Below are 12,625 nucleotides of genomic sequence, written 5' to 3'. Positions count from 1 at the left end.
AAATCAAGGCCGCACGTGCGCGTGCGAGTTCCGCGTCGGGTGACGAACCCGATTGGGCTGCTGAGGGTTTCCCGCCGGATGAGGAGGCGTTCCCGCCGGAAGAGGAAGGCTTCGACCCGGGGGCGGACAGCACCGAACGGAATGTCACGACGGCCGAACGGAATATCAGCCAAGTCGAGCGGATTACCGACGATGCCGATTGGTATGGCATCGAACCGGAATTCAGTAGTCGAGATTTGGAATGGCAGAGCGACGTCGACGAGGCCGGGCGGAGTGCGGATGGCGCTGAGCGGGGCGCGGACGAGGCCGAGCAGAATTCGCTACGAATCGAACAGGGGAGCACGGATGCTTCCGAACGGAGCAGCGGCGATCCGGAAGGGGCCCCGTCGACAACCGAACCGGACGACAGCGATTCCCCATGGCGCGCGTATGTCGACAAATCTTCCGCGGAGGTGCTGCGTGACCTGCTGGTCGGTCACGCGGATCGTCGAATTATGGAGCGGCTCACCGATGTCGAGGGGGCGCCGCTGAAGCGGGTGTTCGACGCGCTCGACCGGGCACTCGAGACTCGGCGGCGCGGTGCCGGTCTCGAGGATGTGCTGTGGGCGCTGTGGACCGGGTCGCGGCTGGAGCGGCGGTGGGTGGCGCAGTCCGAACGCGGTGGCGCGGCGGGTATGCAGGCCGATCGCGATCTCGATGCCGCTGTCGGATTATTCGATGCCGCAGCCGCTTACGTGGATCGGCTGCCCCGCGCGAGCCTCGAGGGCTTTGTCGAATTCCTTGTGCAGCAGGAGATTCCGCACGACACCAGATCGGTGACCGCGGCGGGGGAGGCGGTCGCGCTGCTCAGCGCGCACGCGTCCGCGGGCCGGGAGTGGGATGTGGTCGCGGTTGCCGCTGTGCAGGAAGGTATTTGGCCGAATCCGCGTCCGCGCGGCACCCTGCTGCAGACCGAGGATCTGGTCGACCTCACCGCGGGCATCGTCGACGCGGGCGAAGTGGTGAGCCGCGCGGCCCCGATCATGGCCGAGGAGCGCAGACTGCTGTTGGTCGCCTGCAGCCGGGCCCGGCGCTCGCTGCTGGTCACCGCCGTGGAATCGGTTTCGGGTGAACGTGATCTCGTACCCTCGCGGTTCCTCGCCGAACTCCTCGGCCACGATGACGACAGCGAACCCGGCGCGCTGCCGGTCGCCGATCCGGGCCGCGCCCTGGTCATGCATGCGCTGGTGGCCGAATTGCGCGGTGTGGTCTGTGATTCCGAGGCCGAACCGGACCGCCGACGTCGCGCCGCTCACGAACTCGCCCGGCTGGCCCACGCCGGGGTGCCGGGCACACATCCCGACGAGTGGTATGGCACAGCCGATCTCAGCTCGTCGCGTTCCCTCTGGGATGACGACGAGACCGCGGTTGCCCTCTCTCCGTCCACCGTCGAGCTACTGCGCACCTGCCCGCTGCGCTGGGCGCTGGAACGTCACGGCGGCACCGATGGCGACAACCCCCACGCCGTCAAGGGCAATCTGGTCCACACCCTCGTCCAGGCATTGGCAGGCAAGGTGCCCGAATCGCAGGTCCGGGCGGCATTGGACAAGGCATGGCAGGCCATCGATCCCGGTACCGGCTGGCATTCCCGTCAGGAACTGCGCCGCACCGAGGCCATGCTGGAGACCTTCATGGCCTGGGTGCAAAATACCCGCGGTGAATTGACCCAGGCCGGTGTGGAGGTCCCGGTCGACTGTGTACTGCCCCCTCGCACGGAAGACGAACCCGCCGTGCGGATTCGCGGCCGGGTCGACCGGCTGGAGCGCGATGCCTTCGGCCGGTTCGTCATCGTCGATGTGAAGACCGGGAAGTCGCCGGTCACCAAGCAGGCCGCCGCCGACCACGCGCAGCTGGCGACCTACCAGGTTGCCGCGGCAGCAGGCGCACTCGATATCAGCCTCGGCGAGCCCACCTCCGAATTCGGTCGGGCGCAGGATGAATCCGCCCCTGCCACAGGCGAAACGGACCCGTCCACCGGCGAGTCCGACGCTACCGCCGGCGAATTCGGCCCGGCTGCGGGAGAACCGCACAGCACCACGGGCGAACCCGGCGGTGCGCGACTGGTCTACGTCGCCAAGCCGAGCAGCAAGGAGGGCGCCACGCAGCGCATGCAACCTCCGCTCGACGCCGAGGCACTCGACAAATGGCGTGGCACGATTCATGATGCCGCGGCCGCAACCCAGGGCCCGAGCTACCTCGCCATGCGCAACGATGGCTGCAGGCACTGTTCGGTCGCGGGCAGCTGCCCTGTCCAGGACACCGGAAGGCAGGTGACCGACGAATGAGCGGCGCCGTATCGCCGAACCGGCTCGCGGAGGCGCTCGGCCTACCACCACCCACCGCGGAGCAGGCCGCGGTAATTGCGGCCCCACCGGGACCGACCCTGGTCGTCGCGGGTGCGGGCGCGGGCAAAACCGAGACCATGGCCGCCCGCGTGGTGTGGATGGTCGCGAATCGTCTCGTCCTGCCCGACGAGGTACTCGGCCTGACCTTCACCCGAAAAGCGGCCCAGCAGTTGACCTCCCGCATCCGCACCCGGCTGGCCCGGTTGGCCGGTTCACCGCTGCTGCGCGATCTCGATACCGGCGGTGAGCTGCGCGCCCAACTTTCCGGCGCCGAACCCGAGATCAGCACCTACCACTCCTACGCGGGCCGCCTGCTCACCCAGCACGGCCTGCTGCTGCCCGTGGAACCCGCCGCGACGCTGCTGACCGAAACCCAGCTCTGGCAGCTCGCCCACCAGGTCGTCCGCAACTGGGACGGTGACCTCGATACCGACCGCACCCCGGTCTCGGTGACCGAGGCGGTCCTCGCACTGTCCGGCCAACTCGCCGAACATCTGGTGGAACCCGAACAACTCGCCGAGGCCCACACCGAACTCGAAAAACTGGTCAACACCCTGCCCGCCGGCCCACGTCAACGTGGCGGACCGAGCCAGGCCCTGCAGAATATCGTCCAGGTGCAGCGCGAACGTGTCGCCCTGCTGCCCCTGGTCAAACAGCTCGCCGAGGCCCTACGCCGCCGTGGCGCACTGGATTTCGGCGCCCAGATGTCCCTGGCCGCCCGCCTCGCCGCCGAACATACCGAGGTTGCCGCTGCCGAACGCGCCCGCTTCCGCCTGGTCCTGCTCGACGAATACCAGGACACCGGCCACGCCCAACGCATCCTGCTCGCCTCGCTTTTCGGCGGATCGTCCCCGCAACCGCACGCCAAGCGATCACGAAAGGCCGCCGACCCCCCGACGTCCAGCGAGGATGCCGCGGATTCACGCGCGCCGGAGGACCCCCGTGGCGATGCGCAGTCGGGTGCCGAGCACAGCACAACCAGCCGTGCCGAACAGCGTTTGGCGGTGACCGCGGTCGGTGACCCGATGCAGTCGATCTACGGCTGGCGTGGCGCTTCCGCCGCCAACCTGCCCAGGTTCGCCACCGATTTCCCCAGCGCCCCAGGCATTCCCGCGCCGATCCTGCCACTGCTGACCAGCTGGCGGAACCCGCCGGAGGCACTTGCCCTGGCGAATCTGGTCGCCGAACCATTGCGTCGCAATGCCATCGACAGCGGCGGCGTAACCGTCGACGCACTGCGCGCGAAACCCGATGCCGAACCGGGCGTGGTCGCGCTGGCTCTCACCGAAACCATTGCCGACGAACGAAATTGGTTGGCCGTCCGGATCGCCGCGGAATGGACGGCCAAACGCGAAGCAGGGGAGCCGCCGCCGACCTCGGCCGTACTGGTACGACGCAATGCCGATGCCGCACCGCTCGCGGAAGCCCTACGCGAACAAGGACTTCCGGTGGAAATCGTCGGCCTCGGCGGTCTGCTCGCCACCCCCGAGGTCGCCGATATTGTCGCGACACTGCGGCTCGTCGCCGAACCCGGTGCAGGCAGTGCCGCCATGCGCATCCTGACCGGCGCCCGCTGGCGCATCGGCGTCGCTGACCTCGCCGCGCTCGCCCGCCGCGCCAGGGATCTGTCGATCAGCCGTCTGCACGGCAATGAAGTCGATGAAATCACCGATTCGACCGCACTGGCCGAGGCACTGCGCGAGGTGGCGCCCGAACCGGCCGAACAGGCCGGGCTGGCCGATGCGATCGCCGATCCCGGCCCGCCGGAACAGTATTCGGAGTCCGGATTCAAACGCATCGTCGCATTGGGCCGAGAACTCGCCGCATTGCGCGAGCGCAGCGGTCAGCCGCTCGCCGAACTGGTGGCGGATGTGGAGCGCACTATCGGCGTAGGCGTGGAAACCCAGGCCCGCCGCGCCATGCTCGGCGCCGGTGCCGGACGTGAACATCTGGACGCGTTCGCCGAGGTGGTCGCAGGCTATGCCAGCGATTCCGGCGCCTCGCTCGGCGGCCTGCTCGCTTTCCTCGCCGCCGCCGAATCCGTCGAGAACGGTCTGGAACCGGGCGAAGTCGAGGTCGCGCGGGACCGCGTCCAGGTGCTGACCGTGCACGCGGCCAAGGGCTTGGAATGGGAGATCGTCGCGGTTCCGCACGTGGCCCGCGGCGTCTTCCCCTCCGGCGCGGCCTCGGGCAGCTGGCTCGGCGCACTCGCCGAACTCCCCACCTCCCTGCGTGGTGACCGCAGACAGGACGATGCCGCCGAGGGTGTCCCCGTACTCGACCTCGCCGACCTCTACGACCGCGCCGAGCTGGAACGAGCGATCAAGTCCCACAAGGAATCCCTGGACCGCCGCCGTATCGACGAAGACCGCCGCCTGTTCTATGTCGCCCTCACCAGAACCGAACGCGTGCTATTCGTCTCCGCCCACCACTGGGCCGAAACCGGCACCACCCCGAAGGGCCCATCGGACTTCCTGCTGGAACTCAAACATGCCAGCGAAGCCCCCGACAGCCCGGCCAATGGCGCGGTCACCATCGACCGCTGGGACGACGCCCCCGATGTCGATGCCGTCAACCCGTTCACCGACAACCCCGCAACCGCCGAATGGCCCCGCGACCCTCTGGGCAATCGCCGCGATCCCATCGAACAGGGTGCATCCCTCGTCCGCGCCGCCCTCGTCGAACTCGCGGCACAACCCGCCGCAGGTGTCACCGGGACGAGCCGTACGGTCCAGTCCACAACCCGCGATAAAGCCACTGCCTCAGCCGATTTCGTGGCCCGCGTGCCCCATGACATCGACATGACACCGACTGTAGACCCTGCCACCGACAACTTCGCCGACCCGAAAACGCCGGCCGTCCGCCCCGACGATCCCGCCGCGGTCACACTGTCGGTCGACCCCTATGCCGAGGTTCCCCCGCCCGACTTTCCCGATGCGCCCGCACCGTTCGACGACTCCTACGAACCATCAACGCATGCCTCTGGTGCGCCGGATCCGCACGGCCAGGACGAATTCCCGCTGCCCACATACGACTTCGAACCACACCCCGACAAGTTCGAGCCGCCCCTCAGCGATTTCGAACCGCCTTTCGACGAATCCGAGCCTCCCTCGGACGACTTCGAACCACCCTTCGACAACTTCGAGCCACCCCCCGACGAGTTCGGCTCATCGACCTCCGAACCCATACCGCCCCACGGCCATTCCGCCGACCACGGGCCCGATGCCGACGACCCCGACGGCTGGTCCGCCGACGTCGACGCCCTCCTCGCCGAATTCGAAGCCGACCAGGCCATCGCCAAGGAGGTCGAACTCCCCGGCCAGATCGCCGCAACGGCCCTCGTCGAAATGCGCGCCGACCCAGCCAAACTCGCCGCCCGCCTGCGCCGCCCACTGCCGTTCCCACCGAATCCACTGGCCCGCCGCGGCACCGCCTTCCACGCCTGGGTGCAGCGCTGGTTCGCCGCCGACCGCCTGCTCGGCTTCGACGAACTCCCCGGCGCCGCCGACAGCACCGCCGCCGACGCGGGCCTGGACACCGAGTTGATCACCATGCAGGAGTCCTTCCTCAACTCGCCATGGGCTCATCGCAGCCCGCTCGAAGTGGAGATCCCCTTCGAAACCTCCATCGCGGGCACGGTGATCCGCGGCCGGATGGACGCGGTCTTCGCCGAGCCCGGTGGCGGCTGGATCGTGGTCGACTGGAAAACCGGCGCCGAACCCGCACCCGCCGACGAGCCCGCGGTCGCCATGCAGCTGGCCGTCTACCGACTGGCCTGGGCCAGGTTGATGGCGGCGCGCGACCACGGCACCGAGGCGGAAATGCTCGAACGCATCGGCGCCGCATTCCATTACGTGCGCACCGGACGCACCATCGCGCCCGCCGAACTACCCGGCCCGGACGAACTGGCCGAGCTGATCCGGAATGCGGCGCCGACGCCCCCGGAATGATCCAGAGATTCACCAACCGTTCGCGTCGGCGCCAAGCGGCGCCGCCGGGACCCGGTAGGCTGCCGTTCGTGCCGGAGGGACAAGCAACGCCGCAGACGGCCGACGCCGTGGGATCGGCGAGCACGGGGGCGGGTGAGTCCGGTGTTCGGTGATCGCGCACGCAGTATCGGACTGTCCAGTCGTCCGGATTTCGCGTTGGTCGGGGTGCTGCGCATCCCCGAAATCCAGAACAGCCCATGGGCTTCGCTGGTGCGCCGCGTGCTCTTCGCGATCGCCTTGCTGTTCGCCGCGGCGCTGGTGGTGTATTTGGGTCGCGGTGGGTACCACGACAATTCCGGTGACGAGCTGTCGTTCCTCGACGCCTTCTACTACGCGACGGTATCGCTGTCGACCACCGGTTACGGCGATATCGCGCCGGTGACCGCCGAGGCCAGGCTGGCCAATATCGTCATCATCACCCCGCTGCGCGTGCTCTTCCTCATCGTGCTCGTCGGTACCACCATCGGCGTGCTCACCGAGCGCTCCAGGCAGGCATTCAAGATTCAGCGTTGGAGGCGCAGCGTGCGTAATCACACCGTGGTCGTCGGATACGGGACGAAGGGCCGCACCGCGATCGATGCCATGCTCGGCGACGGCGTACAGCCCGCCGACATCGTCGTGGTCGATACCGATGCCGTCGCGCTGGAGGCGGCGGCGAATGTGGGCCTGGTGACGGTGCACGGTTCGGCCACCCAGTCCGATGTGCTCCGGTTGGCCGGCGCGCAGCGGGCCTCCTCGGTCGTGGTCGCCGCCAACCGGGACGACACCGCCGTCCTGGTGACTCTCACGGCGCGCGAGCTCAATAAGAACGCCAAGATCGTGGTCGCCATCCGCGAGGCCGAGAACACCCATCTGCTGCGCCAGTCCGGTGCCGATTCGGTGGTGGTGTCCTCCGAGACAGCGGGCCGGCTGCTCGGCATCGCCACCACCACCCCGACCGTGGTGGAGATGATCGAGGATCTGCTGACCCCCGAACAGGGCTTCGCGGTCGCCGAACGCGATGTGGAACCGTCCGAGGTCGGCGGCTCCCCGCGCCATCTCGGCGATATCGTGCTCGGCGTGGTACGCGGCGGCGAGCTGATCCGAGTGGGCGAGGCCGAGGTGGACGCGCTGGAGGCGACCGACAAGCTGCTCTACATCCGGCACGCAGGCCGGTAATACCGGCGCGATAGTCTCGAACCGTGGCCTCTGGATTTCAGCTCAATGGTGTTCCACTGCTTTCGCGTTCAGTGCTCGACCGGGCCGAGGAGATCCGGGCCGACGAACAGTCGCTGAAGGAGGGCTGGGCCGAGGCCGAGTTGCTCCGGATCAATAAGCGCGGACAGTTCCGCTTCGACGATGGTGCGCTGGTGCTGGAACCGGCGATCGAGCTGTCCGCCGAGCCGAGTCCGGCCGCGGTCTTCCTCGGCATCCACGGCGACAAGCATGTGTGGGCTGTGCGTGATGCCGATCTGCAGGGCACGCTGACCGATCTGCGAGCGATGGCAGGCGGTCTCGACGATCTCACCGCCGACCTGCTCACCTCCGCCATGGCCCTGCTGAACTGGCATGACAAGGCCGGATTCAATGCCGCCGACGGCACGGCGTCCGTCGCGACCAAGGGGGGCTGGTCGCGGGTCACCGAGAACGGCCACGAGGAGTTCCCCCGGATTGATCCGGCCGTCATCTGCCTGATCCACGACGGCGGCGACCGGGTCCTGCTGGCCCGCCAGCACACCTGGCCGAAGACACTGTTCTCCCTGCTCGCCGGATTCGTGGAGGCAGGGGAGTCGCTGGAGCGGTGCGTCGAGCGCGAGATGCGCGAGGAGGTCGGGCTCGATGTGCGCGACATCACCTACCTGGGCAGCCAGCCGTGGCCGTTCCCGCGCTCGCTCATGCTCGGCTTCGCGGCCATCGCGGATCCCGATCAGCCGCTGATCTTTTCGGATGGCGAGATCGCCGAGGCCTACTGGTTCACCCGGGCCGAGGTGCGCGAGGCGCTGGCTGTCGGTGACTGGTCCGCCCAGAACCAGGGCGCGCGGCTACTGCTGCCGGGTTCTATCTCCATCGCGCGCACCATCGTGGAGTCCTGGGCCGCGCTCTGATCGAAGACACGCAAAAGCTCCGTGCGGGCCGATCGTCCGCACGGATCAATTGCAGTCTGATCAGGCCAGTGCGGCCAATGTCTGCTTGACCGCGGCCAGCGACGGATTCGTCGCCGTGGACCCATCCGCGAACTTCACCGTCGGCACCACATGGTTGCCGCCGTTCACACTGCCGACGAACTCGGCCGATGCGGGATCCTCTTCGATATCGATCTCGACATAGCTGATACCGGACTCGTCCAACTGCTTCTTCAGCCGTCGGCAGTAGCCGCACCAGGTGGTCGAGTACATCGTCAAGGCGGGGGTCACGTCAGTCACGGACCGTTCAACATTTGACGGCCCGATCCTGTTCCACCGAACTCCGAATCCGGACTTGTGAATGATTTAGTATGCGCGCATACTAAATCTATGACTGCTGCTGCAACGACCACCAAGTACTGGCTGGGTGTGGTCTCCCGGGAACATGTCCGCCGCGGTGTCGAACTGGGGATCGCCCAGGTCAGCCACGGCAAGCGGATGCCGCTCGAGCGCATGCGTCCCGGCGACGGATTCCTCTATTACTCGCCGCGCGAAGGCATGCGCAGCGGTGCGCCGATAAGGTCCTTCACCGCCATCGGCACCATCGAGGACCAGCCGGTCTGGCAGGCGGATCCGCAGGATGGCGGCTGCTTCCAGCCGTGGCGGCGGGCGGTGCACTATCGAACCGATGCTCATGAGATCCCCATCGACGAACTGCGCGGTGAACTGGATCTGACGAGTACGCCGAATTGGGGCATGGTGTTGCGCCGTGGATTGGTCGAATTGACCGCGCACGATTTCGCGGCAATCGAACAGGCGATGATCGCTGATAGAGGAGGCATATGAGTGAGGATCGCGGTCTGCGCAGCCGATTCGCCGAGGCCGACGAAAGTCCCGGCCTCTTGCTCTGGCAGGTGACCAATCGCTGGCAGGCCGCTCAGCGCGCGGCCCTTGCCCCCTTCGATCTCACCCATGTGCAGTTCGTCCTGCTGGCCGCGCTGACCTACCTCGCCGCCGGTCGCGACGAACCGGTGATGCAGCGCGATCTGGCCGCCCACGCCGCCACCGATCCGATGATGACTTCCCAGGTGTTGCGCGCACTCGAGCACAAGGGCCTGCTGGAGCGCCGCGACCATCCGCACGACCGCAGGGCCAAGGCCCTGGTCCCCACCGAAGACGGTGTGGCACTGGCGAATCGGGCGCTGGTCGCGGTCGAGAACTGCGATCACGAATTCTTCGCCCCGCTCGACGGCGATACGCGGGCATTCGCGGTCGGACTGCGCCGCCTGCGCGATCGCTAGTCGCGACCGAGCCTGCGGAACCGGATCCTTGCGGCGCGACTTGTCGGCGGGCACTGCCATGATGTGTGTCGTGTCGGCAACCAGAACGAGCGAGCCCACCCGCCCGGAGTTGGACTCGCTGGACCCCGAACAAGCGGCAGCCGTCCGCGCGCCCCGGGGTCCGGTCTGTGTGCTCGCCGGTGCGGGTACCGGCAAAACCAGGACCATTACCCATCGCATCGCCCACCTGGTCTCCGCCGGACACGTCAAAGCCGACCAAGTGCTCGCGGTGACATTCACCGCCCGCGCAGCGGGGGAGATGCGCAACCGCCTGCGCGCGCTCGGCCTCGGCGGCGAGGCCAACCAGGTGCAGGCCCGTACGTTCCACGCGGCCGCGTTGCGCCAGCTCAAGTACTTCTGGCCGCAGATCGTCGGCGATGTGCCGTGGCAGTTGCTCGATCGCAAATTCCCGGTCGTGGCACAGGCCGCACATCAGGCCGGATTGTCCTCGCACACCGAAGCTGTTCGCGATCTGCTCACCGAAATCGAATGGGCGAAGGCCACTCTCATCGCACCGGAGGACTATCCGACGGCCGTGGCCAAACACCGTCGCGAGCCGCCCTACGATCCGATGCGGGTCGCGGCGGCCTACAGCGGCTACGAGAAGTTGAAGGCGACACCGGACGGTCTGCTGCTCGACTTCGACGATCTGCTGCTGCACACCGCCGCCGCGCTGGAGGACTACCCGTCGGTGGCCGACGAATTCCGCGGGCGCTACCGCAGTTTCGTGGTCGACGAATATCAGGACGTCACGCCACTGCAGCAGCGTGTGCTCGATGCCTGGCTCGGCGACCGCGACGATCTGACCGTTGTCGGCGACGCGAACCAGACGATCTATTCGTTCACCGGTGCCACCCCGAGCTATCTGCTCGACTTCTCCCGCCGCTTTCCGGAGGCGACGGTGGTCCGCTTGGAACGCGACTATCGCTCCACACCGCAGGTGGTCTCATTGGCCAACCGGGTGATCGGCGCCGCCCGCGGTCGCATCGCGGGCACCCGACTGCAATTGGTAGGCCAGCGTGACGACGGCCCGGAACCGGTTTTCGCCGAATTCGACGACGGCCCTGCCGAGGCTCACGCGGTCGCGCGGTCGATCAAGAAACTGATCGCCGCGGGCACACCAGCCGCCGAGATCGCGGTGCTCTATCGGATCAACGCGCAGTCCGAGGCGTATGAACAGGCGCTGACGGAACTCGGCATTGCCTATCAAGTCCGTGGTGGCGAAGGCTTTTTCGCGCGAAATGAGGTTAGGCAAGCCATATCTGCATTGCGTCAGGTGGCCGCTCGCGAGGATTTGCCCGACCAGTCCCGCAGCGGTAAGGCCTTGGTTACCTTGGTGCGCGCCGCACTCGCGCCGGTCGGTCTGACCGCAACCGAACCCGCGGGCGCTCAGACGCGCGAACGCTGGGAATCGTTGATGGCGTTGGTCCGCCTGACCGAAGAGTTGGTCGACCAAGACGACGCGCTCGACCTGATCGGCCTGCTGCGTGAGTTGGCCGCGCGCGCCGAGGCCAGGCACCCACCGACCGTCCAGGGCGTAACCCTCGCGTCGTTGCACGCGGCGAAGGGCTTGGAGTGGGATGCGGTATTCCTCGTCGGTGTCGCCGATGGCACGCTGCCGATCGCGCATGTGCTCGGCGACGACGGTTCGGTCGCCGATCAGGCCGCCCTCGAAGAGGAACGGCGACTGCTCTACGTCGGTGTGACCAGGGCCCGCGAATATCTGCAACTGTCCTGGGCGCTCTCCCGCGGCGAGGGCAGCAGGCGCACGCGGCGGCGCTCCCGATTCCTCAATGGCCTCGTGCCCGACGACTCGCCGGCCTCGCGAATCGCCACGCCGGTTGCCGACAGCGCCTCGAATGGTGTGCGCCCGACCTGCCGGGTGTGTGCCAAACCGCTGATCGGCACCTACGCCACCATGCTCGGCCGCTGCCGCCGCTGCCCGGCCGAACTCGATGCCGAGCTACTCGCGGCGCTGCAGGCGTGGCGGGAGGAGAAAGCGCAGGATCTGCGGGTGCGTGAGTTCGTGATCTTCACCGACACCACACTCACCGCGATCGCCGAGCAACTGCCCGCCGATGACAACGCACTCGCCGCGATCCCGGGAATCGGGGCGAAGAAGCTCGAGCAATACGGGGCCGAGGTGTTATCGATAGTGGCATCACGGCTGCGGTCAAGCCCACAAAACCGCAGGTAGAAAATAGGTTGTCGCAATGAGCGGCAACACATATGGTGGGATTCACGCACCGGGAGGTCATCTCGGCGCGCAGAGTTACCGACACGAGTACAGGAGGGAGGCAGACCGATGAATGGCAATACGAACTTCAGCGCCACTGGCGTTGCGGTGAATGCTGCGCCCGTCATGTCGGCCTCCCGGGGGATCCTCGCAAGCAGCGCTCATGTGCGCGACCTGCAAGCAGTCGCTTTGCCGGGGATCGGTCTGTCCGGTGTCGACGTACGCGGGGATCACGGCAAAGCCATGAGCATGCATTCCCCGATTTGCGTCGTCATTCAGGACAAGCCCAGCGCGGGCTGGCACCCGGCATTTGCCCACACGGCAGAAGTCGGCGTCTTCGCAGTTGAGGCCGGATATGCACCGGCAGATCTGCAGGCACGCCTCCGCCGCACCGCACACCCAGCGACCGTGATCAGGATTCGACAGAGATGTCGAACTAGGTAGGGAACACTCCCGACCTCCTGGCCACGGATCGCCCGAAGCGAAACCGTGGCCAGTATTTTTTTACCGGCCCTTCAGCCACACCGGCCTCGGTTTCGCGGAACGAACGAACGTACCGCTGCAAACGAGCTGA

9 protein-coding genes are annotated in these 12,625 nt (G+C 67.3%); 8 read left to right on the top strand and 1 reads right to left on the bottom strand.

The genetic code is table 11. The features are described from left to right. The 4 genes from ON44_RS52795 to nudC form a co-directional block, all read left to right on the top strand. Positions 1–2,324 (top strand): PD-(D/E)XK nuclease family protein (locus ON44_RS52795; protein WP_245567335.1); only part of this gene is annotated, 2,324 nt, incomplete at its 5' end. Further along, on the top strand, positions 2,321–6,334 hold the full coding sequence (locus tag ON44_RS25775) for an ATP-dependent helicase (RefSeq protein ID WP_083898148.1): 4,014 nt from the start codon (positions 2,321–2,323) through the stop codon (positions 6,332–6,334). The genes ON44_RS52795 and ON44_RS25775, both read left to right, overlap by 4 nt. Positions 6,335–6,475: 141 nt before the next feature. Beyond that, on the top strand, positions 6,476–7,531 hold the full coding sequence (locus ON44_RS25770; RefSeq protein WP_040694748.1) for a potassium channel family protein: 1,056 nt from the start codon (positions 6,476–6,478) through the stop codon (positions 7,529–7,531). A 23-nt stretch (positions 7,532–7,554) separates the two neighbouring features. Further along, positions 7,555–8,457, top strand: a complete 903-nt coding sequence (gene nudC, locus ON44_RS25765; protein WP_040694575.1) for an NAD(+) diphosphatase — start codon at positions 7,555–7,557, stop codon at positions 8,455–8,457. A gap of 60 nt (positions 8,458–8,517) precedes the next feature. Here nudC and ON44_RS25760 read toward each other — a convergent pair whose 3' ends face one another. After that, positions 8,518–8,748, bottom strand: a complete 231-nt coding sequence (locus ON44_RS25760) for a mycoredoxin (protein WP_040694747.1) — start codon at positions 8,746–8,748, stop codon at positions 8,518–8,520. Positions 8,749–8,865: 117 nt separating this feature from the next. Between ON44_RS25760 and ON44_RS25755 the strand changes: the two genes are divergently transcribed. From ON44_RS25755 to ON44_RS50485, 4 genes are all read left to right on the top strand, one after another. After that, positions 8,866–9,321 carry an EVE domain-containing protein gene (locus ON44_RS25755; protein WP_040694574.1) on the top strand — a complete coding sequence of 152 codons (456 nt, stop codon included), beginning with the start codon at positions 8,866–8,868 and terminating at the stop codon, positions 9,319–9,321. Beyond that, the gene (locus tag ON44_RS25750; protein WP_040694572.1) at positions 9,318–9,776 is read left to right on the top strand and encodes a MarR family winged helix-turn-helix transcriptional regulator; all 459 of its coding nucleotides are present in this window, start codon (positions 9,318–9,320) and stop codon (positions 9,774–9,776) included. Before ON44_RS25755 ends, ON44_RS25750 begins: the two co-directional genes overlap by 4 nt. Positions 9,777–9,834: 58 nt before the next feature. Continuing rightward, on the top strand, positions 9,835–12,012 hold the full coding sequence (locus tag ON44_RS25745) for an ATP-dependent DNA helicase UvrD2 (RefSeq protein ID WP_051182441.1): 2,178 nt from the start codon (positions 9,835–9,837) through the stop codon (positions 12,010–12,012). A 108-nt stretch (positions 12,013–12,120) separates the two neighbouring features. Continuing rightward, complete coding sequence (locus ON44_RS50485) at positions 12,121–12,495, top strand: hypothetical protein (protein ID WP_157187323.1); 375 nt, start codon at positions 12,121–12,123, stop codon at positions 12,493–12,495. The last annotated feature ends 130 nt before the right edge of the window (positions 12,496–12,625 follow it).

This window comes from Nocardia vinacea NBRC 16497 (assembly GCF_000308835.1).
GTDB lineage: Bacteria > Actinomycetota > Actinomycetes > Mycobacteriales > Mycobacteriaceae > Nocardia > Nocardia vinacea.
Note: the sequence above shows the minus strand (reverse complement) of the source record. Positions and strands in the feature narration are given on the sequence as shown.

What these genes read in the sequence shown, in the direction of transcription:
- ON44_RS25775 (WP_083898148.1), top strand. Translation starts at nt 2,321, where the DNA reads ATGAGCGGCGCCGTATCGCCGAACCGGCTCGCGGAGGCGCTCGGCCTA.
- ON44_RS25760 (WP_040694747.1), bottom strand. Translation starts at nt 8,748, where the DNA reads ATGTACTCGACCACCTGGTGCGGCTACTGCCGACGGCTGAAGAAGCAG.
- ON44_RS25755 (WP_040694574.1), top strand. Translation starts at nt 8,866, where the DNA reads ATGACTGCTGCTGCAACGACCACCAAGTACTGGCTGGGTGTGGTCTCC.
- ON44_RS25750 (WP_040694572.1), top strand. Translation starts at nt 9,318, where the DNA reads ATGAGTGAGGATCGCGGTCTGCGCAGCCGATTCGCCGAGGCCGACGAA.
- ON44_RS25745 (WP_051182441.1), top strand. Translation starts at nt 9,835, where the DNA reads ATGATGTGTGTCGTGTCGGCAACCAGAACGAGCGAGCCCACCCGCCCG.
- ON44_RS50485 (WP_157187323.1), top strand. Translation starts at nt 12,121, where the DNA reads ATGAATGGCAATACGAACTTCAGCGCCACTGGCGTTGCGGTGAATGCT.